A 23,229-nucleotide genomic window follows, 5' to 3' on the forward strand; every position below is an offset into this window, starting at 1 on the left:
GTTGACCACCATCGTCGGAACGCCGCCCGGAGCATGCTCGCTCCTACAGGGGGGCGCCCTGGCCCAACAAATGACTCATCGCCGTCTTCAGCTTCATCGGCCGCACTGGCTTGTGCATCAGGGTGTGGCCCAGTTCGCGGATCTGCTGCTTGAGCTCATTGCTGTAGTTGGCCGTGATCATCATCGCCGGGACCGGTGACGCCCGCCGGGCATTGATCCGGGCGACGGCGTCGACACCGTTGCGGTCGTTGTCCAGGTGGTAATCGGCTATCAGCAGGTCGGCCTCGGCGTGGTAGTTGTCCACTTGCCGCACCAGGTCCTCCTCCGACAATGCCGTCACCACCCGACACCCCCACCCCTCCAGCAAGGTGCGCATGCCGGCACAGATGGTCGCATCGTTGTCCAGCACCCAGATCCGTGCACCACGCAGGCGTTCAAGCATCGGCTCGCTCATCGGCAATGTCGGCGGCGGTTTCGGCGCGGTGGCGCTCAACGGTACTTCGACCGCGAACATCGAGCCCCGGCCTGGCCACGAGCGCACATGAATGCGATGCCCGAGGATGCCGGCAATTTTCTCGACAATCGCCAGGCCCAGGCCCAAGCCGCGATCCTGATCGGGGCGCTGCACATCACCGCGCTTGAACTCCTGGAAAATCTCCTCCAGGCGATGCTCGGCAATGCCCATGCCGCTGTCCCAGACTTCGATCGTCAGGCACTGGTGATGCCGCCTGCAACCCAGCACTACGCGACCACTGTAGGTATAGCGAATCGCATTGCTCAGCAGGTTGCGCAGAATGCGCGCCAGCAACTGGATGTCGCTGCGCACCAGCGCCGAACAACCGATGAAGTGCAGTTGCAGGCCTTCACTGCGCGCCACCTGGGTGTATTCGGCGGCCAGGTTGTCCAGCAACTCGCTGAGGGCGAACGGTGCGATGTCGGCTTTAATCACACCTGCATCGAGCTTGGAAATATCCACCAGGGTGCCCAGCAGGTTTTCCACGTCTTCCAGGGAGTTGCTCACGTTGCGCACCAGTATCTCGCTGGACATCGGCTCGCGTCGTTCCAGCAAGGCACTGGTAAACAGCCGCGCGGCATTCAACGGTTGCAGCAGATCGTGGCTGACGGCCGCGAGGAACTTGGTTTTCGACAGATTGGCCTGCTCGGCTTCCTGCTTGGCCTCGCGCAAGCGTGACTCGACCAGGCGACGCTCATCGATCTCACGCAGCAACTGATCGTTGAGGGTGGTCAATTCCGCCGTGCGCTCGCGTACCCGCAGCTCAAGGTTCTGATAGGCCTGATGCAGCGCCTCGGCGGTGCGGCGGCGTTCGGTAATGTCACGGATCAGCACGAAAATCCCCACCACCTCGCCACTGGCCAGACGGTTGGGCACATAGGAGCGCAGCATGTAGCGCTCCTGGTTGTTGACGTTGGTTTCGGCGAACTCGAAGGTCACGCTCTCGCCCGCCAGCGCCCTGGCCACGTAGGGCTCCAGCCGCTGGCAATGCTGTTCGCTGTGCACTTCGCGCAGGCTCTGGCCGAGCATCACGCCTCGGGGCCAGCAGTACCACTCTTCGTAGACCTTGTTGGTGAACTCGTAGACCAGATCGGCATTGAGGTAGGCAATCAATGCCGGCACGTGATCGGTGATCAGGCGAATCCAGTGTTCGCTTTCACTCAGCGCCTCGGCATGCTGGTAGCGTTCGGTAATGTCGGTGAAGGTGTTGACGAAACCGCCGGTGGGCAACGGATGGGTGCGGATTTCCAGGACCCGGCCATCGTACAGGCGCTGCTCGCATTCCCTTACCGGTCGGCCGTTGCCGTCGCGACTGGCCGGGGTCAGCAGGTTCAACTCGCTGTCGGCGATCACCTCGGCAAACGGGCGATGGGCAGCCACCGGCGCCAAACCGCTCAACTCCAGGAAGCGCCGGTTCCACAGTTCCAGAATGCCCTCGGCGTTAACCATTGCCACCCCTTGGGACAGGTTGTCGACCGCCCGTTGCAACAGATGCGACTTCTGCGCCACCGCCTGTTCACGGCGTACGGTTTCGCTGAGTTTGACGTCGGTAATGTCGGTGAACAGAATCACCCGCCCACCTTCCTGGGTTGGTCGCTCGCTGACTTGCAGCCAGCGCCCGTCCTGCAGGCGGTAAAGCAGGTTTTCATCGGCATGCCCGCGTGGCTCTTCGGTGAACAGGCCGTTGTTCATCATCAGCCGCTTGACCTCGGCCAGGCGCATGCCGGCGTTGATGCGCATCCGGCTGTTGCTCCAGAACGCCTTGAAGCGACTGTTGAACAGCACGATGCGCTGCTCGGCGTCGAACAGCACGAAGGCGTCGGAAATGCTTTCGATGGCATCGATCAGGTGTTGATGCGCCGTTTCCGCGCGCAGGCGAGCTTCGCTGAGCAAATGATTACCGGCCTTGAGCTCCGCCATGGCCTGGTTCAGGGCATCGGTGCGTTCGCGCACTTGCTCGGCCAGCACCACCGAATGCTGGAATGCGGCGTACGGATCGTTGCCGCGGGTCACACCGGACTCGACCCGTTCGATCAGCGCGCCATTGATGCGCTGCAGTTTATGGTTTTCGAGGCGCAGCCTGGCCAGCTCGGCCTGCAGCTCAGCGAGGTCCTGGGGCACGGCCACGGGCAATGGCAACGCCGGTGAAGGTCTGGTTGATGTGCATGCCATTGAACTGTTCTCCATAGGTGTTGAAACCCATCACCCGTTGCTCACGCAAAAACGTGCCGATCCGATCAAGACTGCCGTCGTCTTCGAGTTCCAGACGCCGCAGGAAACAGTCGCACCCGATGGTCAGCAGCAAATCACCCAGGCGCGCCTGCAACCCCTCGAACAGGCTTTGCAGGTTCGGCAACATCGGGCCCGGGGTCATCGCGGTGAGGACGATGCCGTTTTCCACGGCGCAGTAGAAACTCAGGCTCAGGTCCGGATGCACCTGCTGGATGGCCCGCACGTAATACTGCTGGTTGATTCGCACCGCCAACGGGTGCGCGGCAAAGACCCGGTGATCGAGCTGCGCAACCGGCACGCGGATGTGCCGGGCGTACTCGGCGGCTGCCGGTTCGGCATTGAGTTCGAAGACCCGGCGCAAGGTGCTGTCGGCCCCGGTGACCACCAGTTTCTCGGCACGGGGCAACACGTGGTGGGTAGTAAACACTTCGAAATCCAGCCAGGTATTGACCAGCACCACCACGGCCGCGCCGCTGTGAAACTCGCCATCGAAGTACACGTGGGTATGGGTCAGGTAGTTATCGTCGCCGGCCGAGCCGCCAAAATGCGGAATGTCGCCCAAGGCCGCGCTCAAGGCCGCCAGGACCATTTCTTCGCGGCTGGACAGGCCATCGAGCAGGGTCAGGGCAAAGCTGTTGCCCTTGATCGGGGCCAGGGTGTTGCAGCGGCAGCCACTGACCAGGCGCTCGACCATTTGCTGGGCGTCGATCAGGCTGAAGTGCTCCATCTCGTCGATCAGCTCGATCGCGATGGAAAAGTGCCGATGATCGAAGCCCACTGCCGTCACGCAATTGCGCCCGTAGCCCAGCGGGGTGATCTCCCCGGCGCTGGTGCAGCCCGCCAGGCGAATGCCGCCGAAGCTTTGCTGCAAGGCCTGGCCCAGTGCCTGCAAGTCGTACTCGGCGGAACAGAAGAACAGCACGAACCCCAGGTGCGGATGCAACAACTGTCCTGCCAGTTCCTGCGCGACCTGCCGGGCATCGGTGGCCTGGGACATCGCACTGACGACACCTTCGTTCTGGACCGGCTGCATCGTCACCTCCCGCAGGTGCGTGTGTATGAGGCACGAGTGTACGAAGCCTGCGAGGTATGACGAATGCTACTTGGGTAGCGGGTAACCGGTTCGATGGGATGAGAGTGTTTGAGGGGTTGGGGACTTGAAGGTTGTAGCTGGAGATGTGAAGCACACGCTTTGGTGGCGAGGGAGCTTGCTCCCGCTGGACTGCGCAGCAGGCCCGAAACCGGCCGATGCGCGACCAGAATCCGGACCGCTACGCGCTCCAGCGGGACGGTGCGGCAATCCGACAAGCTCCCTCGCCACAGGGAAAGGATGAGCAGATCGGCTTTATTACCAGGTCAGCACCGCCCCCACCGCAAAGGTATCGGTGTCTTCGTTCTGGTCGCTGGTGTCGTGGCCGTTGATTTCGAACTGGTTGTACTCGGCCACCAGCTTGAGGTTGTCATTCACGTCATGGAACAACGCGATGCCACGGGTCTCGTAGTCCGCGCCGCTGCCGACCACGCCGTTGCCATCGTCATTGGTCTTGCCACAGGACAAGGCCAGGCGGTTCTTGCCCAGCTTGTAGGAGCCCTGCAACAGGTAGCCGTCGCTGTCGACGTTGCGCAGGGTCGGCTCGCCGGCATTGTTGGTGAAAAACGGGTTGATGCCCTTGGCCTGGAAACCCGACCCGGTGAGGGACAAGCCGCCCATCTTCGCCTGCACACCATAACCGACACCCTTGGAGGTGACGGTTTCGACTGTGGAGTCCGTGTTGTCCGAGGTTTGGTAGCTGCCGTTGACCCAGCTGTAGATCTTTGCCCCGGCCAGGTCGAACTGATAGGTGATTTCGCTCTCGGTACGCGGGTTTTCCTGATAGGCCTTGCCCGTCGGGCTGCTGTCGTTGGTGTCTACCGGGTCCATGATGCCTACCGCCACACGCAGACCGTCGATCACCGGGGTGCGATAGGTGATCTGCGAGGTCGGGAACGGATACGGGTAACCGGTGCCGATGTTGCCGAACGACACCCCGCCGCCATCCACCAGCCCCAGCGTATCGCTGACCTGACCGTAACCGGCGAGCATTTCGTCGAGCAGGATGTTGGAACGGGCGAATAGCCCGAAGTCTTTGCCGATCAGCACTTCGCCCCATTCCGGGTTGGCTACGGTGCCGTAGAACTGCCGCACATCGATGGCCGTGTCGGTGCCGTTGGTTTCGCTGTCGTTGATGGTGACCCAGAACGAGGCGCGGGCGCCGAGCTTGAGATCGTCTACCTGCTTGCCCATGTTGAACCCCAGGTAGTTGGGCAAAAGCCCATCTTCACCCGTGACTGCCGACGGTCGAACTGCTCGCCGGCACGGTCGACATCACTGTTCACATAAAAAGCGTTGATATAGCCGTCGGTGGAGAACGTCGTCTGGTCCTTGTCGTACAGCATGATTTCCGCCTTGGCCACCGGGCTCAGGCCAAGGGCAGACAGGCTGGCGATGAAGGCTGGCAGAAAACGATGCGTGAAGTTCTTATTGTTGTGCATGGCGCGCTCCGAAACGGGGGACTAAGTGTCGGAGGCGATTATCGAAACCTGACCGGCGGCGCCATACGCTGCCTTTGGGGTGGTTTTCAGGTGCTTTGGACTGGACGGCGGTGCGTGACCACTATGACGTACGACCGCTGATCGGCGAGGCTCGCCACTTAGGGTGTAGGCCTGCGGACCCGACTGGCGTCCGCAGGAACCGGTACCGGTCAGGCGTTGGCTTTGAACAGCATGTAAGCGGCGACCACCACACAGATGCTGGCGAACCCGACCTGCAACCCCCGCGCCGGAACCCGCGCGCACAGCTTGCGGCCAACGATCATGCCGGCGATGCTGGCGCCGATGAAGGTGGCACCGACGCCGTCAATGCGCACGCCCGCATGGAACGCGCCAATCACCCCGATGGCGGAAATCAGGCTGATCACCATCAGCGAGGTGGCGACAATCCCGCGCATTTGCACATCGGTCAGTTGCTTGAACGCCGGGACGATCAGAAAGCCGCCGCCGACGCCCAGCAATCCCGACACCACCCCCGTCACCGCACCGAGTGCGGCGAGGGTCGCGGTGCATTTGGCGGTCCAGGAAAAGCGCCCGGTCTGTTGATCGAGCATGCAGTTCTTCTGGCCCCAGTTGGCGTGCCCATGATCGCTCGGGCCGTCATCCTTGCGTTCACGGCGCAACATCCGCCAGGCCACCATGACCATCAACAGGCTGAACAGGATCATCAGGATTTTTTCCGGCAACTGATGGGCGAAGTAGATGCCCATCGGCGAAAACACCGCGCCCAGGGCCGCGATCAGCAGCGCCGCGCGATAACGCACCAGGCCATGGCGCAAACCATCGATGGCGCCGACCGCCGCCGCACTGCCCACCGCAAACAACGCCACCGGAGCGGCCTGGGTCATGCTCCAGCCCAGCCCCAACACCAGGGCCGGCACCGCAAGGATACCGCCGCCGGCGCCAGTCAAGCCGAGCACCAAACCCATCACTACGCCAAACAGACTTGCCAGCAACATAGGGAGTTCTCAGTTGACCCTGGACACACGTGTCAGCCACTCGCGGCCCTTGAGCATACCGTTCCAGTAGAACCACGGTAGCAGTGTCGCCTTCAGCCACCACGCCGAGCGGCGCGGTATCGTCGGGTCAAGGGGGAAGGTCGGCAGCAACTTGCCCGCGTACCCGAACTCGGCAAGGATCACCTTGCCCTTCTCCACCGTCAGCGGACAGGAGCCATAACCGTCGTACTTCAGCGGCAGCGGTTGTTGCTTGCGCAAGGCCAGCAGGTTTTCGGCCACCACCACGATCTGCTTGCGCACCGCTGCGGCGGTTTTTGCATTCGTGGTGCCGCAGATATCACCCAGCGCGAAGACGTCGGGATAACGCGGATGCTGCAGGCTGTGCGGATCGACCTCGCACCAGCCAGCGCTGTCGGCCAGCGGGCTGCGAGCGATAAAATCCGGGGAGACCTGGGGCGGTACGACATGCAGCAGGTCAAAGGTTTTTGCCTGACGGGTGACATTGCCATCGGCATCCCTGACATCGAACCATGCGGTTTTCGCCGGGCCGTCGACCTTGACCAGATTCGAGTTGAACGCCAACCGGGCCTTGTATTTCTCGATGTACTTCATCAGCGGCGGGACAAAGGTCGCCACACCAAACAGCGCCGCGCCAGCCAGGTTGAATTCGACGTCGATGTCGTTCAGCACACCGGTCCTGTTCCAGTGATCGCAGGACAGGTACAGCGCCTTTTGTGGCGCCCCCGCGCATTTGATCGGCATGGCCGGCTGAGTGAACAGCACCTTGCCGCCGCGCAATTTCTGCACCTGATCCCAGGTGTAGGTCGCGTGCTGATAGCTGTAATTCGAGGTCACGCCATGCTGGCCGAGGGTTTCCTCCAAACCTTCGATTTTCTCCCAGGCCAGGCGCAGGCCGGGGCAGACGACCAGATTGAGATAGCTGACGGTGCGCGCGTCACTGAGGGTGAGTTGGCGCTTGTCAGGATCGATGCCGGTCACGGCGGCCTGTACCCAATGGGCCCCGCGCGGCATCACCGACACTGTCGGCCGCACAGTGTTTTCCACGTTGTAGGCACCACCGCCGACCAGCGTCCAGGCCGGTTGATAGAAGTGCCGGGGGCTGGGTTCGATCACGGTGATGTTCAGATGCGGGCTACGCTTGAGCAGGCTGGCGACAAGGCCGATGCCCGCCGTGCCACCGCCGATGACCACGATATCTGCACTGATGGATGGGCCCCAGTGTTGATCGTTCATTGCTTGTTCCTTTTGCTGCACGCAAGGATTGTTACGAGTCAAACCACAAAACCTGTGGGAGCGGGCTTGCTCGCGAAAGCGGTGGGTCAGCCAATGAAGGTGTCAACTGACACTATGACTTCGCGAGCAAGCCCGCTCCCACAGGTTCGTGTGTGTTAATAGGATCAGGGTTGAACCCAGCTTTTAAGCACGGCCCCGCAATAAAGCCCGGAGAGGGTTTTCATCACCTGGATCACTTCGTGACTGGCGAGACCGTAAAAATGTACTTGCCTTCACGACGGGTCGCGACCAGTCCTTCATCGCGCAGGATCCCCAATTGCTGGGACAGGGTCGGTTGGCGCACGCCGGTCATTTTCTCCAGCTCGCCAACGTTGCGCTCACCCTGGGTCAGCTGGCACAGGATCAACAGGCGATCCTCATTGGCCAGGGCCTTGAGCAGCGCACAGGCCTTGGAGGCCGAGGCGCGCAATTGAGCGACTTCACATTCGGTCAGACTGGATTGCATTTGCAGGATGCCTTCAACGTCACTTAAGCTGCGAACATTATGTTTTTATATAAAGTGTTGCAACCCTGACTTTCCACCCTCCTGCACAGGTTCGTGTCCATGCCCGCGCTGATTGAAGCTTTCCTCGACCCCGCCTCCTCGACCTACAGCTATGTGGTCTATGAGGCCGATGGCGGACAGTGCGCAATCGTCGATCCGGTACTTGATTACGACAGTGCCGCCGGGCGCACCGCGACCACCCAGGCTGACAAAATCATCACCTTTGTCCGTGCCCGCAAGCTGCAGGTGCAATGGCTGCTGGAAACCCACGCCCATGCCGATCACCTGTCCGCCGCGCCTTACCTGCGACGGCAGCTGGGCGGCAAGATCGCCATTGGCGAGTCGATCAGCAAGGTCCAGGACGTGTTCAAGGCGCTGTTCAATCTGGAGCCGTCCTTTCGCGTCGACGGTTCCCAGTTCGATCACCTGTTCGCCCCCAACGAATCGTTCATGATCGGCAATCTCAAGGCGACCGCCCTGCACGTGCCCGGCCATACCCCGGCGGACATGGCTTACCTGATCGACAATGATGTGATTCTGGTGGGCGACACGATGTTCATGCCCGACGTCGGCACCGCACGCTGTGATTTCCCGGGCGGCAATGCCAACCAGATGTTCGCCTCGATCCACAAACTGCTGGCCTTCCCCGCCAGCGTGCGGCTGTTCGTCTGCCACGACTACCCGCCCGTAGGCCGCTCCCCCCAATGCATGACGACTGTGGGCGAGCAGCGCAAAAACAACATTCATGTGCATGACGGGATCGATGAAGCCGCATTCGTGGAAATGCGTACACGACGTGATGCAGGGCTGGGCATGCCGACGCTGTTGCTGCCGGCGATCCAGGTGAATGTGCGGGCGGGGAATTTGCCGCCGGCCGAGGGCAATGGCGTGACTTACCTGAAAATTCCTTTGAACAAATTCTGAACACAAAAACTTGAAATGCTGAAAGCGGCCTGCGGCCTTTCGCTGGCAAGCCAGCTCCTACACAAGGTTTGCGCACACCCGAGGCCCCTGTAGGAGCTGGCTTGCCAGCGAAGGCGGCGTATCAGGCGATAAAGATGCTTGTGTCTAATTGCCGAGGATCAATCCGTTTGCCGGCAACGGCAACGCCGTCTTGTAGCGCACCTGCTTGAGCGCAAAGCTCGAACGGATATTCGCCACCCCCGGCACCTTGGTCAGAAAGTCCATCATGAAGCGCTCCAGCGACTGAATGGTCGGCACCAGTACCCGGATCAGGTAGTCCGGGTCGCCGGCCATCAGGTAGCACTCCATCACCTCGGGGCGGTCGGAAATCGCTTCCTCGAAATGCTGCAACGCCTCCTCCACCTGCTTCTCCAGGCTGACGTGAATGAACACGTTCACATGCAACCCCAGCAGGTCGGCATCCAGCAGCGTCACTTGCTCGCGGATCACCCCCAGTTCCTCCATGGCCTTGACCCGGTTGAAACAGGGTGTCGGTGAAAGATTCACCGAGCGCGCGAGGTCGGCGTTGGTGATGCGAGCATTCTCCTGAAGGCTGTTGAGAATGCCGATATCGGTACGGTCCAGTTTGCGCATGAGACAAAACCACCTGCTTTTTATGTTTATGCAGTTTTTTTATCTGCAAATGATCTTTAACGCAACGAAACAGAGAGAAATATTCTTCTTGGGCGGGCCTATGATTGTTGTAGGACAAGATTTCATTTACCGAATGAGATCTGTCAGCTCACTACAAGAAATTCACAAGATCGAGCGTAGAAGCCATGACCCAAGCGTACGAACCGCTGCGCCTGCACGTCCCCGAACCCTCGGGCCGCCCAGGGTGCAAAACCGACTTTTCCTACCTGCACCTGACCGATGCCGGCACGGTGCGCAAACCTTCCATCGACGTTGAACCGGCCGACACCGCCGACCTGGCCCGTGGCTTGATCCGCGTGCTCGACGACCAGGGCAATGCCCTCGGCCCCTGGGCTGAAAACGTGCCGGTGGAGATTCTGCGCAAGGGCATGCGTGCCATGCTCAAGACCCGCATCTACGACAACCGCATGGTGGTCGCCCAGCGTCAGAAAAAAATGTCGTTCTACATGCAAAGCCTTGGCGAAGAAGCCATCGGCAGCGCCCAGGCCCTGGCCTTGAACATCGACGACATGTGCTTCCCGACCTACCGCCAGCAAAGCATCCTGATGGCCCGCGACGTACCGCTGGTCGACCTGATCTGCCAGTTGCTGTCCAACGAGCGCGATCCGCTCAAGGGCCGGCAATTGCCGATCATGTACTCGGTCAAGGACGCCGGTTTCTTCACCATTTCCGGCAACCTTGCCACCCAGTTCATTCAAGGCGTGGGCTGGGGCATGGCCTCGGCGATCAAGGGCGACACCAAGATCGCCTCGGCGTGGATCGGCGACGGCGCCACCGCCGAATCGGACTTCCACACCGCCCTGACGTTCGCCCACGTGTACCGCGCGCCGGTGATCCTCAACGTGGTCAACAACCAGTGGGCGATTTCCACCTTCCAGGCGATTGCCGGTGGTGAAGCCACCACCTTCGCCGGTCGTGGCGTCGGTTGCGGCATTGCCTCCCTGCGGGTCGATGGCAACGACTTCGTCGCCGTCTATGCCGCCTCTGCCTGGGCCGCCGAACGTGCGCGCCGCGGCCTCGGCCCGACCATGATCGAATGGGTCACCTACCGCGCCGGCCCGCACTCGACCTCCGATGATCCGTCGAAGTACCGCCCCGCCGACGACTGGAGCCACTTCCCGCTGGGCGATCCGATTGCGCGCCTCAAGCAGCACATGATCAAGATCGGCCAGTGGTCCGAAGAGGAACACGCCGCCGTCAGCGCCGAACTCGAAGCCGAAGTGATCGCCGCGCAAAAAGAAGCCGAACAGTACGGCACCCTCGCCGGCGGCCAGATTCCGAGCGCCGCGACCATGTTCGAAGACGTCTATAAAGAGATGCCGGAGCACTTGAAGCGCCAGCGTCAAGAGTTGGGGATCTGACATGAACGATCACAACAACCAAATCGAGCTGGAAACCGCCATGACCACGACCACCATGACCATGATCCAGGCCCTGCGCTCGGCCATGGATGTGATGCTTGAACGGGACGACAACGTCGTGGTCTTCGGCCAGGACGTGGGCTACTTCGGCGGCGTGTTCCGCTGCACCGAAGGCCTGCAGGCCAAGTACGGCACCTCGCGGGTGTTCGACGCGCCGATCTCTGAAAGCGGTATCGTCGGCACTGCCGTGGGCATGGGCGCCTACGGTCTGCGCCCGGTGGTGGAAATCCAGTTCGCCGACTATGTGTACCCGGCCTACGACCAGATCATTTCCGAAGCCGCGCGCCTGCGTTATCGCTCCGCCGGCGAGTTCACCGCGCCGCTGACCCTGCGCATGCCCTGCGGCGGCGGCATCTACGGCGGCCAGACCCACAGCCAGAGCATCGAGGCACTCTTCACTCAGGTATGCGGGCTGCGCACCGTCATGCCGTCCAACCCCTACGACGCCAAAGGCCTGCTGATCGCCTCCATCGAAAACGATGACCCGGTGATCTTCCTGGAGCCAAAACGCCTCTACAACGGCCCTTTCGACGGCCACCACGAGCGCCCGGTAACCCCGTGGTCGAAACACCCCGCCGCACAGGTTCCGGACGGCTACTACACCGTACCGCTGGACGTTGCCGCGATTGCCCGTCCGGGCAAGGACGTCACCGTGCTGACCTACGGCACCACCGTCTACGTGTCGCAAGTGGCCGCTGAGGAAAGCGGCGTGGATGCCGAAGTCATCGACCTGCGCAGCCTGTGGCCGCTGGACCTGGAAACCATCACCCGATCGGTGAAGAAAACCGGGCGCTGCGTGATCGTTCACGAAGCCACCCGCACTTGCGGCTTCGGCGCCGAACTGACGGCGCTGGTGCAAGAGCACTGCTTCCACTACCTGGAAGCGCCGATCGAACGCGTCACCGGTTGGGACACTCCCTACCCGCACGCGCAAGAGTGGGCGTATTTCCCAGGGCCGTCCCGTGTGGGCGCGGCGTTGAAACGGGTCATGGAGGTCTGAATGGGCACGCACGTTATTAAAATGCCGGACATTGGTGAAGGCATTGCAGAAGTTGAATTGTCGGTATGGCACGTCAAGGTCGGCGACATGGTCGTCGAAGATCAGGTGCTGGCCGATGTCATGACGGATAAAGCGATGGTGGATATTCCGTCGCCGGTGCATGGCAAGGTCATCGCCCTCGGTGGCCAGCCGGGCGAAGTCATGGCGGTAGGCAGCGTGCTGATCAGCATTGAAGTCGAAGGCGCGGGCAACGTTAAGGAGTCGGCGCAACCGGCCCCTGTGAAAGAAGCACCGGTCGCAGCACCGAAGGTCGACGCCGTGATGGAAAGCAAACCGGTCGCTGCCGCAGCGCCGAAAGCTGCCATATGCCAGGGCCCGATGGTGGCTCGCGAAGCCGATGAACGTCCGCTGGCCTCGCCGGCCGTGCGCAAGCATGCGCTGGATCTCGGCATCCAGTTGCGTCTGGTGCGTGGCAGCGGCCCCGCCGGACGGATTCTGCACGACGACCTCGAAGCCTATCTGGCCCAGGGGCAGTCGAACGCTTCCGCTCCGGCCTCCGCCGCTTATGCCCAGCGCACCGATGAACAGCAGATCCCGGTGATCGGCATGCGCCGCAAGATCGCCCAGCGCATGCAGGACGCCACCCAGCGCGCCGCCCACTTCAGCTACGTCGAAGAAATCGACGTCACCGCCGTGGAAGAGTTGCGCGCGCACCTCAATGAAAAACACGGCGCGACTCGCGGCAAACTGACCTTGCTGCCATTCCTGGTCCGCGCCATGGTCGTCGCCCTGCGCGACTTCCCGCAAATGAACGCCCGCTACGACGACGAAGCCCAGGTCATCACCCGCCTCGGCGCCGTACACGTCGGCGTCGCGACCCAGAGCGACGTCGGCCTGATGGTGCCGGTGGTGCGCCACGCCGAAGCCCGCAGCCTGTGGGACAGCGCAGCGGAAATCGCCCGCCTGGCGACCGCCGCACGCAATGGCAAGGCCAGCCGCGACGAGTTGTCCGGCTCGACCATTACCCTGACCAGCCTCGGCGCCTTGGGCGGCATCGTCAGCACCCCGGTGCTGAACCTGCCGGAAGTGGCGATTGTCGGCGTCAACAAGATCGTCGAACGACCAATGGTGATCAAAGGCCAGATCGTGATCCGCAAGATGATGAACCTCTCCAGTTCCTTCGATCACCGCGTGGTCGACGGCATGGACGCGGCGCTATTCATCCAGGCCATCCGTGGCTTGCTCGAACAACCCGCTACCCTGTTTGTGGAGTAACTCATGCAGATTCTGAACACCACACTGCTGATCATCGGCGGCGGACCTGGCGGTTATGTGACGGCGATCCGTGCCGGCCAACTGGGCATTCCGACCATGCTGGTGGAAGGCCAATCCCTGGGCGGCACCTGCCTGAACATCGGCTGCATTCCGTCCAAGGCACTGATTCACGTCGCCGAGCAGTTCCACCAGACACAACACCACAGCCAGCATTCGGCCCTGGGTATCAGCGTTTCGGCGCCCACCCTGGACATCGGCAAGAGCGTGGAATGGAAGGACGGCATCGTCGATCGCCTGACCACCGGCGTCGCGGCGCTGCTGAAAAAGAACAAGGTTCAGGTCATTCAAGGCTGGGCCAAGGTCATCGACGGCAAAACCGTGGAAGTCGGCGACACGCGTATCCAGTGCGAACACCTGGTGCTGGCCACCGGTTCCAAAAGCGTCAACCTGCCGATGCTGCCGATTGGCGGACCGATCATCTCCTCCACCGAAGCCCTGGCGCCGACATCCGTGCCCAAGCGCTTGATTGTGGTCGGCGGCGGTTACATCGGTCTGGAGCTGGGCATTGCCTATCGCAAGCTCGGCGCCGACGTCAGCGTGGTGGAAGCCCGGGAACGCATCCTGCCGGCCTACGACGCCGAACTGACCCAGCCTGTGCACGACGAACTGAAAAAACTCGGCGTGAAGCTTTACTTGAAACACAGCGTGCAAGGCTTTGATTCACAACAAAATACCTTGCAAGTACTGGATCCGAACGGCGACACACTGAACCTGGAAACCGACCAGGTGCTGGTAGCCGTCGGTCGCAAGCCGAACACCCAGGGCTGGAACCTCGAAGCGCTGAACCTGGACATGAACGGCTCGTCGATCAAGATCGACAACCGCTGCCAGACCAGCATGCGCAACGTCTATGCCATCGGCGACCTGAGTGGCGAACCGATGCTTGCGCACCGGGCCATGGCCCAGGGCGAGATGGTCGCCGAACTGATCAGCGGTAAAAACCGCGAGTTCAACCCGACCGCCATCGCCGCCGTGTGCTTCACCGACCCGGAACTCGTGGTGGTCGGCAAGACCCCGGACGAGGCCAAAGCTGCGGGCCTGGACTGCATCGTGTCGAACTTCCCGTTCGCCGCCAATGGCCGGGCCATGACACTGGAGTCCAAAAGCGGCTTCGTGCGCGTGGTCGCCCGTCGCGACAATCATGTGATTGTCGGCTGGCAAGCGGTGGGCGTTGGCGTCTCGGAGTTGTCCACGGCGTTTGCCCAGAGCCTGGAGATGGGGGCGCGGCTGGAAGACATCGGCGGCACCATCCATGCGCACCCGACGCTGGGTGAGGCGGTGCAGGAAGCGGCGTTGCGGGCCCTTGGGCACGCCCTGCACCTCTAACCCGAACCTGTAGGAGCGAGCTCGCTCGCGAAAAACTCAGGACAACGCGATCATGCAGACGAGGCGCGTTATCGTTGACGTCCATCGCGAGCAAGCTCGCTCCTACAAGGAATGCAATCCGGGCTGCGAAATGGGCCCGGAATGAAGTATTGTTGTCCCCATCCAAAAAAACGTCAGAACCTTGAACCGTTTCGGCGGTTGTTAAGTGATAGAGGGTGTCATGGGTAACGAAAGCATCAATTGGGACAAGCTGGGTTTTGACTACATCAAGACCGACAAGCGCTATCTGTCGTACTTTCGCAATGGCGAGTGGGACAAAGGCACCTTAACCTCTGACAACGTGCTGCACATCAGCGAAGGCTCCACGGCCCTTCACTATGGCCAGCAATGCTTCGAAGGCATGAAAGCCTATCGTTGCAAGGACGGCTCGATCAACCTGTTCCGTCCGGACCAGAACGCCCTGCGCATGCAGCGCAGCTGCGCGCGCCTGCTGATGCCGCAAGTCGACACCGAGCAATTCATCGAAGCCTGTAAAGCAGTGGTCCGCGCCAACGAGCGTTTCATTCCGCCGTACGGCACCGGCGGCGCGCTGTACCTGCGCCCGTTCGTGATCGGCGTGGGTGACAACATCGGCGTGCGTACCGCCCCCGAGTTCATCTTCTCGATCTTCTGCATCCCGGTTGGCGCCTACTTCAAGGGCGGCCTGACCCCGCACAACTTCCTGATCTCCAGCTACGACCGCGCCGCGCCACAAGGCACCGGTGCCGCCAAGGTCGGTGGCAACTACGCCGCCAGCCTGATGCCGGGCTCCCAGGCCAAGAAGGCGCATTTCGCCGACTGCATCTACCTGGACCCGCTGACCCATACCAAGATCGAGGAAGTCGGTTCGGCCAACTTCTTCGGGATCACCCACGACAACAAGTTCGTGACCCCGAACTCGCCATCGGTACTGCCGGGCATCACCCGTCTGTCGCTGATCGAACTGGCCAGGTCCCGCCTGGGTCTGGACGTGGTCGAAGGCGACGTGTTCATCGACAAACTGGCGGACTTCAAGGAAGCCGGTGCTTGCGGTACTGCAGCGGTGATCACGCCGATCGGTGGCATCAACTACAACGACCACCTGCACGTGTTCCACAGCGAAACCGAAGTCGGCCCGATCACCCAGAAGCTCTACAAAGAGCTGACCGGCGTGCAAACCGGCGACATCGAAGCGCCAGCAGGCTGGATCGTCAAGGTTTGACCTGACGCCAGACGCACAAAAGCCCCCATCGGGTGACTGATTGGGGGCTTTTTCATGGTGGCGATTCAGCGACTGAACGCCTCTCCAGCAGCAGTGGCCACAGGCTGCGATCTTTTGCCATCACGTTCCAGCGGCAACTCAACCCCGAACCGCCCCGCCATCTCCTTGCGCCCCAACGCCGTCAGCGCCAGCGCGCGACTGTCCAGATCCTGCGTCACCCACTTGCGCTTGAGCGCCGTTTGCAGCAACGCCGCGCCCAGCGACCCACCCAGATGCGGCCGGCGCATGCTCCAGTCCAGGCATGGGCAGGCAAAGCGGCGGCGCAATGTGCTCAAGTCCTGTACCTCGATCCCAAGCCCCTGAAACATTGCCGTACCGCTGTCACTCAAGCGATAGGCCTGTTCGTCGGTTTCCTCAAGCCAGCCCGCCTCAAGCATCCGGTCATGCAACAGCACGGCCAGGGTGCCCGCCATGTGGTCGTAGCAGGTGCGGGCAAATTGCAGGCGATCCGGGGTACGCGACTGGAAACCCGGCGCGGTGTACCGGCCGATCACCATCAGCGCTTCCAGGGCCTGGGCCACGCGTTTGTCCGCTAGGCTGTAATAGCGGTGACGTCCCTGAACGTGCAGCCGCACCAGCGCCAGTTCCTTGAGTCTGGCAAGGTGGGCACTGGCGGTCGACGCGCTGACTTCGGCCACCGCCGCCAGTTCGGTACTGGTGCGGGCGTGGCCGTCCATCAGTGAACAGAGGATTTTCGTCCGCGCCGGCTCAGCGATGGCTGCCGCCACCTGTGAGACGCCGATGTCGTGGTGTTCTACGTTCACTGCGTTCGCTGCGTTCATATTTCGCTCCCGGACGAATCAACGCCCTTTCGGACTGGAGATAGTAGCAACTCTTTCCAACAACAAAAGGCTGTGACCCATGGACCCGATCATCACTGCGACCCATGCCGATCCTTATCCCTACTACGCACAACTGCGTGCCGAGGGTGGGTTGGCCTTTCATCCGGGGCTGAACATGTGGGTGGCCAGCAGCGCCCGGGCGGTGGCCGACGTGCTGGCACATCCCGTTTGCCACGTTCGCCCCGCACAGGAGCCGGTCCCCAGGGCGATTGCCGATGGCATGGCCGGCCAGGTGTTCGGCCAATTGATGCGCATGAATGAAGGCGAGCGCCAGCGTTGTCCACGGTCGGCGATTGCGCCGGGGCTGGAGTTGTTCGATGCGCGGGAAGTCGAGGCCCTGGTCAGCACCCGGTTGATCACCGCCGACGCCGCCGGCTTATATAACGCCATGTTCCGTGGGCCGGTGTGCGTGGTGGCGGCGCTGCTGGGATTCACCCCGGCTCAGGGCCGCGTCATCAGCGAACTGACGGCGGATTTCGTGGCTTGCCTGTCACCCTTGAGCGGCGCGGCACAGTTGACCGCTGCCCACGCTGCCGCCGAACAACTGAGCGGTTACTGTGTCGAGCTTTTGGCCGACCCGGACAATCACAGCCAACTGCTTGAAGGCATCCGCCAGCGCTTCGCGTCCGGCCCACCGCAAACGCTGATCGCCAACCTGATCGGCCTGTTCTCCCAGACCTTCGAGGCCACTGCCGGGCTGATCGGCAACGCCGTGTTGGCCTTGATTGACCATCCGTCGTTGCGCAGTGAATCACCCCCTGTTGAAGACCTGCTGGCCGAAGTGCAGCGCTTCGACCCGCCGGTGCAGAACACCCGCCGCTTCGTCGCCGCTCCCTGCGAGATCGATGGGCTGAGGCTGGATGCCGGAGACGTGATTCTGGTGTTGCTGGCCTCGGCCAATCGCGACCCGCAGCTCAACGACAACCCCGACGCCTTCCTGCTCGACCGCCCGAACCGGCGCAGCTTCACCTTTGGTGCGGGGCGCCATCAATGTCCGGGGCAACGGCTGGCATTGAGCATTGCCGGCGCTACTCTCAAGCAGCTTCTGGCAATGAGGCCGGCACTGGACCACCTGAAACGGGCATACCGCCCCTCTGCGAATGGTCGGACTCCACAGTTCAGTGATTGATCGAAAGCCGCTCAGGCAGTGCGATATTCGACAGTCAGGTGAGACAGCTCATGGACCGGCGCCAGTCGTTCGCGAATGGCGTCGGCACTGACATTGGCCGCCGCCACAACGCTGACAATTGCCGCCCGCGCCTGCGGGCCGACCTGCCACACATGCAGATCGCTGATACGCACATCGTCCGACGACTCGAGCAGTTCACGAATCTCATCGGCAACCTGTGCATCCGTGACATCGAGCAACACCGCAGCGCTGTCACGCATCAAGCCAACAGCCCATTTCGCGATGACGATGGCGCCCACGATGCCCATCACCGGGTCCAGCCACACCCACCCCAGATAGCGCCCCGCCAGCAACGCGGCAATCGCCAGCAGCGAAGTCAAGGCGTCGGCCAACACGTGGACATAGGCCGAGCGCAGGTTGTTGTCGTGATGGTGATGATGGCCGTGATCATGACCGTGCCCAAGATCGTGGCCATGTTGACCGTGGTCACCCGCCAGCAAAAAGGCACTGACTATGTTTACCGCCAGCCCCACTAGCGCAATCACTGTCGCTTCGGTGAATGCCACCATGGTGGGCTGAAACAGCCGAAATACCGACTCACCGGCAATGCCGATCGCCACCAGTCCCAGCACCATGGCCGAGGCAAAACCCGCCAGATCCCCGACCTTGCCGGTGCCGAAGCTGTAACGCGCATTGTTGGCATTGCGCCGTGCGAACCCATAGGCCGCCGCAGCGATGCCCAAGGCCCCGGCGTGGGTGGCCATGTGAAAGCCATCAGCCAGCAACGCCATGGAACCGGTGATGTAACCGGCAGCAATTTCGCCAATCATCATCACAAACGTCAGCGCCACTACCCATAAGGTGCGGCGGGCGTTTTCATCATGGGAAGCGCCGAGAAACACATGGTCGTGGGAAAAACGCGAAGCCTGGGGTGGCAGTGTCATGGGATTCAGGCCTCTATTTGGCATAACGACGGATGGCCAATAACAAGTCTTCCACGCCCTGGGCGCGCTCTTCGTCGCTCAGGTCTGGATGGGCCACGTGCTCACGGGCGTGGGCGTCGATGAACTGGTCCAGCAGACCATTGACCGCGCCCCGGATGGCGGCCACCAGATGGAGGGTCTTGGCGCAATCGGCATCGGACTCAAGTGCTCGCTCCACGGCCTCCACCTGACCGGCAATACGCCTCACCCGCTTGATCAGGTCATCTTTGTGTTCGTGAATGTGCGACATACCTATACCCCCTACCCCTATGTGGCACACATGGTCGCCGATAGAGCGGAGCCTGGCAAGGCACAACCAGATGATTGGCCGCTAAACGTTCAGATCCAATCCCCCAACTGCCCGACTGATTAGTTACACCGCGTTAAAACAGTCATGACAGGCAGTGCATTTATCCCGCAAGCCTTTCTCCATAGAGTCACCTGGACCATAGTGAACAACGAGGCTCGATTGATGCAAACCCAACTGGACAAGGCACTGAGTGTTTTTGCGCGGGCAGACCTGCTGCAAGGTCCCACACCCATTCAACGGGCTGCGCGACTCGAACAGCTGCTGGGCCTGGACAAGCAGGGTATCGGCCTGTTTCTCAAACGCGACGACCACATGTTGATCGGCGCGGGCGGCAACAAGCTGCGCAAGCTTGAATTGCATATCGGCGCGGCGCTGCAAGCCGGGGTCGATACGATCATTACCGTGGGCGGCATCCAGTCCAATCATGCCCGTCTGACCGCCGCGGTGTGCGCCCGGCTGGGCATCGCCTGCGAGTTGTTCCTGACCCGGGCCGTGGCCAAGGCCGAGGTGGATTACGAGCTCAACGGCAACGTGCTGCTCGACCAGTTGTTCGGCGCGCAGATGCAGGTGTTTGCCGGCGGTACCGATTCACTGGCCAAAGCCGAGGCCAGGGCAGCGCAGCTTCGGGACTCCGGGCACAAGGTCATGGTGCTGCCAACCGGTGGCTCGACGCCCCTGGGCAGCCTCGGCTATGCCCACTGTGCAGCGGAAATCGCCCGGCAAGAGGCCGAACTGCAACTCGCGTTCAATCAAGTGGTAGTACCCAACGGCAGCGCCGGGACGCATGCCGGGCTGGCGGCGGGTTTCCAATTGCTGGGCCGGGGCGCGTCCCTGGTCAAGTCGTTCTCGGTGCTGTCCGACCAGGAATCATCAACAGCGAGAACCCTGCAATTGACCCGCGAGACATTGGCGCTACTGGACAGTAACGCCCAGGTGCAGGCTGATGAGCTTGTGATTGACGGCAGCCAGCTGGGTGCCGGCTATGGCCTGCCAACCGTCGCCATGCAGGACGCGGTACGCCTGATGGCGCGTGCCGAAGGCCTGTTGGTCGACCCGGTGTACTCCGGCAAGGCCTTTGCCGGATTGCTGGCCGACCTGCAGCAAGGGCGCTTCGCCCCCGGGGACAATGTGCTGTTCATCATGACCGGCGGAACACCCGGCCTGTATGCGTACCGGGAAACCTTTCAGGCCTGACGCTCAATCATCCCGTGTCAGCACTTCCAGCAATTCAATTTCGAAGATCAGGTTCGAATTCGGCGTGATCTTGCCCATGGTGCGCTCGCCATAAGCCAGATGCGCCGGCACCAGCAACTTGCGCTTGCCGCCGACCTGCATGCCCATGATGCCCTGGTCCCAGATTTTTTGTATGTGACCCTGTCGAATGTTATGCTCTGCCGCATCAGGAGACTATATGAAACAGGCAATCTCGTACGTACGCTTTTCCAGCTTCCGTCAACACGGAGGGGGCTCCATAGAGCGTCAGACCGCCATGATTGCGGAGTGGTTAACCAGGAATCCCGATTACACGCTAAGCGGGTTAAAGTTCGAGGACTTGGCGAGGTCTGGCTATCACGGCGACCACATCAAAGCTGGTGGAGGCTTCAGCAAACTCCTTGCAGCCGTCGAGGCTGGCGCCATCAAAGAAGGCGACGTTGTACTGGTGGAAGCCATCGACCGAACGGGTCGGATGGACACCGTGGACATGCTCGACCTACTCACGCCAATCCTGAAAGCCGGTGTCTCGATTACCACCCTCGATGACGGAAACACTTACAACCGCACCAGCGTAAACGGCTCGCACATCTATATGCTGATGGCGAAAATCCAAGCCGCGAACCAATACTCGGAGACCCTCTCCCGTCGCGTCACCGCGTCGTACAGATTACGCGAAGAGAAAGCGAAGGCAGGACAGCAAGTGAAACGCTGGACACCTGCTTGGCTCACCGTCGAAGGTGTCGTGATTGAGCGAATAGCCAAGCACGTCAAGACTGCTTTCGAGTTATATGCGTCGGGTGTCGGCAAAGCAACTATCTCCGTCCGCATGCGAGATTCCGGCGAACCCGAACTGGCAAAGTGCTCAAGTCCAACTATCGAGGGCTGGCTGCGGAATAGAACTGCCATCGGATACTGGAACGACATCCCCAACGCTTATCAGGCGATCATCGAGCCGGATCTTTTCTTTCGTGCCCAACAACGCGGCAAGGAAGCGAAAACAATTCGCCCTGCGAAGACGGCAAAGCATTTCCTCGTCGGTTTGGTGAAGTGTGGCCACTGTGGCGGCAACTACATTATGCAAAACAAAGATGGACGCCCCCACAGCTTGAGGTGCTTGAACCGCCAGCGCCTGAAAGACAGTGGCTGCGATAACACACGTACTATTCCGAAACCGGTCTTGGACTATATCCGCGTCGAGACATCCTTGGGGGCGATTGAAGCAGCGTTCCAACGCCAACAACTGACGGTCAACCAGAAACGAATACTCGCTATCCAGAGCGAACTATCAGCGGTTGCACAGAAAATCACCGACCTCGCCACAGCAATTCAAACTGTCGGAGCTATCCCCGAAATCATCGGCCAACTGGAAGCACGGCAAGCCGAGCGGGAAACGCTGGAAGCAGAGTTGCTTGTGATGGAACGAACAGAAAGCCCGGTAGATACTTTCGGTGCCATCAGCGTCGAGGATGACTTGCTGGAAAATGACTCCGTAAAACTGGCAGCGTTGCTGAAAGGCGTGGATTACTGGATCACGGTCTACGTGGACGGGCGGATGGTCGTAAACTGGCCAGCAGAACAGGGACACGAATGGGCGTACAAAGGGGTTGAGCGGTCAACAGGACATTACCTGCTCCGAAGCTACGCCACCGAGGCTATGGACGAGATCCCCGATAACGTTTTTGGACTGAAAGCCAAGCCTCTGGATGAAACGATAAGGGTATTCCCGAAACCGCACCTTGCACCAAAACCTGCGTTGACTGCGGAAGAAGTGGACCAACTAAACCCGCTACAGAAGCTGCTCAGAAGAACGCACAAGCACCAACCATGAGGCGCTTGCCATGAAAGTACCGGCTGGAGCAATGGCGCGTCGGCAGTATAGAAGCTGGAAGCGATTTCCAAGCTCCCTACCCTAACCTCTGAGCAAGCCAGCCACCCATCGCAGACAGATTGAATGTCATCGCCAGGCCCTATACTGTACGTACACACAGTACAGGGTGCATGGGTGATGGAAGACGATTTGATCGATGACACCGGCTTTGAATTGGGCCGCCGCTCATTCAATGTCTCCACACGGCCGATTTCTCCCGCAGATGAACGACTGCATGGGTCGGCTGCAGCCTCTCGTAATAGGCAGAAATCAACCAAGAGCAGCCCTTGGACAGGCTGATGGCAATTCAGTATCGTCAGCATGTATCTGCCGAAAACTACCACACTACTTCAAAAGACGAACTGCCTTCCATTCTGTTAGGAGCTAACAATTGACCATCCACAAAAAAAGTCGATTAATGAACCTGATAGGTGGAGTAGGACTAATCGTCCTTGGCTTTGCCTTCTTAGCCAATAAGGTAGGAGAACAACCTCTCGGCATGATTGTGGCAATCGTGGGGATATACGGTTTCATGATTGCGATAGCTTTCGGTACGGCTTATGCGCTGTCTGGAAATTCGACGGAGAGGGTGAGCACGTTGATGCTCTGGCTCAACTGGGCACTAATCGGAGTTTATGTGTTGGGGTTGCAGCCATTGTGTTGGGAACGTTCGCTGCACCAGAAGTACTGAAACGGATGCTGAAAGCATTTTTGCCTGGTGCTTTGATCTTCGTTGCCCCCGAGCTCATCAACATTCGCGCACTTATGTCTAAGCAGTCTTCCGTCAACAAG

At 60.9% G+C, this 23,229-nt stretch carries 19 protein-coding genes and 2 pseudogenes; 10 read left to right on the forward strand and 11 right to left on the reverse strand.

Features of this window, described 5'->3' with window-relative positions; genetic code table 11:
* Window positions 1-43 precede the first annotated feature (43 nt).
* The 6 genes and pseudogenes from nahK to RS887_RS18035 all read right to left on the reverse strand — a co-directional run bounded on the left by nahK (window position 44) and on the right by RS887_RS18035 (window position 8,053).
* Window positions 44-2,686, reverse strand: a complete 2,643-nt coding sequence (nahK, locus tag RS887_RS18010) for a hybrid sensor histidine kinase/response regulator NahK/ErcS' (RefSeq protein WP_416339981.1) — start codon at window positions 2,684-2,686, stop codon at window positions 44-46.
* Window positions 2,616-3,779 carry a nitric oxide-sensing protein NosP gene (gene nosP / locus RS887_RS18015; RefSeq protein WP_322616397.1) on the reverse strand — a complete coding sequence of 388 codons (1,164 nt, stop codon included), beginning with the start codon at window positions 3,777-3,779 and terminating at the stop codon, window positions 2,616-2,618. Before nosP ends, nahK begins: the two co-directional genes overlap by 71 nt.
* Window positions 3,780-4,094: 315 nt before the next feature.
* Window positions 4,095-5,278: pseudogene (locus RS887_RS18020) on the reverse strand (porin).
* A 209-nt stretch (window positions 5,279-5,487) separates the two neighbouring features.
* On the reverse strand, window positions 5,488-6,294 hold the full coding sequence (locus RS887_RS18025; protein WP_085718101.1) for a sulfite exporter TauE/SafE family protein: 807 nt from the start codon (window positions 6,292-6,294) through the stop codon (window positions 5,488-5,490).
* A gap of 9 nt (window positions 6,295-6,303) precedes the next feature.
* Window positions 6,304-7,548 carry an FAD/NAD(P)-binding oxidoreductase gene (locus RS887_RS18030; RefSeq protein WP_322616398.1) on the reverse strand — a complete coding sequence of 415 codons (1,245 nt, stop codon included), beginning with the start codon at window positions 7,546-7,548 and terminating at the stop codon, window positions 6,304-6,306.
* Window positions 7,549-7,712: 164 nt separating this feature from the next.
* Window positions 7,713-8,053: pseudogene (locus tag RS887_RS18035) on the reverse strand (ArsR/SmtB family transcription factor).
* A 99-nt stretch (window positions 8,054-8,152) separates the two neighbouring features.
* On the opposite strand from RS887_RS18035, the gene RS887_RS18040 reads away from it, so the two are divergent.
* Window positions 8,153-9,016 carry an MBL fold metallo-hydrolase gene (locus tag RS887_RS18040; protein WP_322616399.1) on the forward strand — a complete coding sequence of 288 codons (864 nt, stop codon included), beginning with the start codon at window positions 8,153-8,155 and terminating at the stop codon, window positions 9,014-9,016.
* Between the two features lie 144 nt (window positions 9,017-9,160).
* On the opposite strand, the gene bkdR is transcribed toward RS887_RS18040, so the two are convergent.
* Entirely contained in the window at window positions 9,161-9,649 is a 489-nt protein-coding gene (gene bkdR, locus RS887_RS18045) for a Bkd operon transcriptional regulator BkdR (RefSeq protein WP_008017457.1), read from the reverse strand.
* Window positions 9,650-9,834: 185 nt separating this feature from the next.
* On the opposite strand from bkdR, the gene RS887_RS18050 reads away from it, so the two are divergent.
* From RS887_RS18050 to RS887_RS18070, 5 genes are all read left to right on the forward strand, one after another.
* A complete protein-coding gene (locus RS887_RS18050) occupies window positions 9,835-11,070 on the forward strand; it encodes a 3-methyl-2-oxobutanoate dehydrogenase (2-methylpropanoyl-transferring) subunit alpha (RefSeq protein ID WP_111288484.1) in 1,236 nt (411 codons plus the stop codon).
* A gap of 1 nt (window position 11,071) precedes the next feature.
* Window positions 11,072-12,130 carry an alpha-ketoacid dehydrogenase subunit beta gene (locus RS887_RS18055; protein ID WP_111288482.1) on the forward strand — a complete coding sequence of 353 codons (1,059 nt, stop codon included), beginning with the start codon at window positions 11,072-11,074 and terminating at the stop codon, window positions 12,128-12,130.
* Window positions 12,131-13,405: a dihydrolipoamide acetyltransferase family protein gene (locus tag RS887_RS18060; protein WP_008017454.1), complete on the forward strand. Its 1,275-nt coding sequence runs from the start codon at window positions 12,131-12,133 to the stop codon at window positions 13,403-13,405.
* Window positions 13,406-13,408: 3 nt separating this feature from the next.
* Entirely contained in the window at window positions 13,409-14,791 is a 1,383-nt protein-coding gene (gene lpdA / locus RS887_RS18065) for a dihydrolipoyl dehydrogenase (RefSeq protein WP_322616400.1), read from the forward strand.
* A 220-nt stretch (window positions 14,792-15,011) separates the two neighbouring features.
* Window positions 15,012-16,031 (forward strand): branched-chain amino acid aminotransferase, encoded by a 1,020-nt coding sequence (locus RS887_RS18070; RefSeq protein ID WP_322616401.1) that lies wholly within the window; start codon window positions 15,012-15,014, stop codon window positions 16,029-16,031.
* A gap of 65 nt (window positions 16,032-16,096) precedes the next feature.
* Here the strand turns inward: RS887_RS18070 and RS887_RS18075 are convergent, their stop codons facing one another.
* Window positions 16,097-16,855, reverse strand: a complete 759-nt coding sequence (locus RS887_RS18075; protein WP_322616815.1) for a helix-turn-helix transcriptional regulator — start codon at window positions 16,853-16,855, stop codon at window positions 16,097-16,099.
* Between the two features lie 97 nt (window positions 16,856-16,952).
* Between RS887_RS18075 and RS887_RS18080 the strand changes: the two genes are divergently transcribed.
* The gene (locus RS887_RS18080) at window positions 16,953-18,062 is read left to right on the forward strand and encodes a cytochrome P450 (protein ID WP_322616402.1); all 1,110 of its coding nucleotides are present in this window, start codon (window positions 16,953-16,955) and stop codon (window positions 18,060-18,062) included.
* Window positions 18,063-18,073: 11 nt separating this feature from the next.
* Here RS887_RS18080 and dmeF read toward each other — a convergent pair whose 3' ends face one another.
* Together dmeF and RS887_RS18090 are read right to left on the reverse strand one after the other, a co-directional pair.
* Window positions 18,074-19,006 (reverse strand): CDF family Co(II)/Ni(II) efflux transporter DmeF, encoded by a 933-nt coding sequence (gene dmeF, locus RS887_RS18085; RefSeq protein WP_322616403.1) that lies wholly within the window; start codon window positions 19,004-19,006, stop codon window positions 18,074-18,076.
* Between the two features lie 13 nt (window positions 19,007-19,019).
* The gene (locus RS887_RS18090; protein ID WP_007988182.1) at window positions 19,020-19,295 is read right to left on the reverse strand and encodes a metal/formaldehyde-sensitive transcriptional repressor; all 276 of its coding nucleotides are present in this window, start codon (window positions 19,293-19,295) and stop codon (window positions 19,020-19,022) included.
* A gap of 222 nt (window positions 19,296-19,517) precedes the next feature.
* Between RS887_RS18090 and RS887_RS18095 the strand changes: the two genes are divergently transcribed.
* Complete coding sequence (locus tag RS887_RS18095; RefSeq protein ID WP_322616404.1) at window positions 19,518-20,549, forward strand: D-cysteine desulfhydrase family protein; 1,032 nt, start codon at window positions 19,518-19,520, stop codon at window positions 20,547-20,549.
* Window positions 20,550-20,552: 3 nt separating this feature from the next.
* Here RS887_RS18095 and RS887_RS18100 read toward each other — a convergent pair whose 3' ends face one another.
* On the reverse strand, window positions 20,553-20,738 hold the full coding sequence (locus RS887_RS18100; RefSeq protein WP_322616816.1) for an FKBP-type peptidyl-prolyl cis-trans isomerase: 186 nt from the start codon (window positions 20,736-20,738) through the stop codon (window positions 20,553-20,555).
* Between the two features lie 28 nt (window positions 20,739-20,766).
* On the opposite strand from RS887_RS18100, the gene RS887_RS18105 reads away from it, so the two are divergent.
* Window positions 20,767-22,398 (forward strand): recombinase family protein, encoded by a 1,632-nt coding sequence (locus tag RS887_RS18105; RefSeq protein WP_322616405.1) that lies wholly within the window; start codon window positions 20,767-20,769, stop codon window positions 22,396-22,398.
* A gap of 430 nt (window positions 22,399-22,828) precedes the next feature.
* Window positions 22,829-23,128: a hypothetical protein gene (locus RS887_RS18110; RefSeq protein WP_322616406.1), complete on the forward strand. Its 300-nt coding sequence runs from the start codon at window positions 22,829-22,831 to the stop codon at window positions 23,126-23,128.
* Window positions 23,129-23,229: the final 101 nt, after the last annotated feature.

The sequence above is a fragment of the Pseudomonas sp. BIC9C genome, assembly GCF_034541995.1.
GTDB classification, from domain to species: Bacteria; Pseudomonadota; Gammaproteobacteria; order Pseudomonadales; family Pseudomonadaceae; genus Aquipseudomonas; species Aquipseudomonas fluorescens_CC.

Bases quoted from the DNA above. Each gene is read 5' to 3' on its own strand.
- nahK (WP_416339981.1), bottom strand. From the start codon at position 2,686: ATGGCATGCACATCAACCAGACCTTCACCGGCGTTGCCATTGCCCGTG.
- nosP (WP_322616397.1), bottom strand. From the start codon at position 3,779: ATGCAGCCGGTCCAGAACGAAGGTGTCGTCAGTGCGATGTCCCAGGCC.
- RS887_RS18025 (WP_085718101.1), bottom strand. From the start codon at position 6,294: ATGTTGCTGGCAAGTCTGTTTGGCGTAGTGATGGGTTTGGTGCTCGGC.
- RS887_RS18030 (WP_322616398.1), bottom strand. From the start codon at position 7,548: ATGAACGATCAACACTGGGGCCCATCCATCAGTGCAGATATCGTGGTC.
- RS887_RS18040 (WP_322616399.1), top strand. From the start codon at position 8,153: ATGCCCGCGCTGATTGAAGCTTTCCTCGACCCCGCCTCCTCGACCTAC.
- bkdR (WP_008017457.1), bottom strand. From the start codon at position 9,649: ATGCGCAAACTGGACCGTACCGATATCGGCATTCTCAACAGCCTTCAG.
- RS887_RS18050 (WP_111288484.1), top strand. From the start codon at position 9,835: ATGACCCAAGCGTACGAACCGCTGCGCCTGCACGTCCCCGAACCCTCG.
- RS887_RS18055 (WP_111288482.1), top strand. From the start codon at position 11,072: ATGAACGATCACAACAACCAAATCGAGCTGGAAACCGCCATGACCACG.
- RS887_RS18060 (WP_008017454.1), top strand. From the start codon at position 12,131: ATGGGCACGCACGTTATTAAAATGCCGGACATTGGTGAAGGCATTGCA.
- lpdA (WP_322616400.1), top strand. From the start codon at position 13,409: ATGCAGATTCTGAACACCACACTGCTGATCATCGGCGGCGGACCTGGC.
- RS887_RS18070 (WP_322616401.1), top strand. From the start codon at position 15,012: ATGGGTAACGAAAGCATCAATTGGGACAAGCTGGGTTTTGACTACATC.
- RS887_RS18080 (WP_322616402.1), top strand. From the start codon at position 16,953: ATGGACCCGATCATCACTGCGACCCATGCCGATCCTTATCCCTACTAC.
- dmeF (WP_322616403.1), bottom strand. From the start codon at position 19,006: ATGACACTGCCACCCCAGGCTTCGCGTTTTTCCCACGACCATGTGTTT.
- RS887_RS18090 (WP_007988182.1), bottom strand. From the start codon at position 19,295: ATGTCGCACATTCACGAACACAAAGATGACCTGATCAAGCGGGTGAGG.
- RS887_RS18095 (WP_322616404.1), top strand. From the start codon at position 19,518: ATGCAAACCCAACTGGACAAGGCACTGAGTGTTTTTGCGCGGGCAGAC.
- RS887_RS18105 (WP_322616405.1), top strand. From the start codon at position 20,767: ATGAAACAGGCAATCTCGTACGTACGCTTTTCCAGCTTCCGTCAACAC.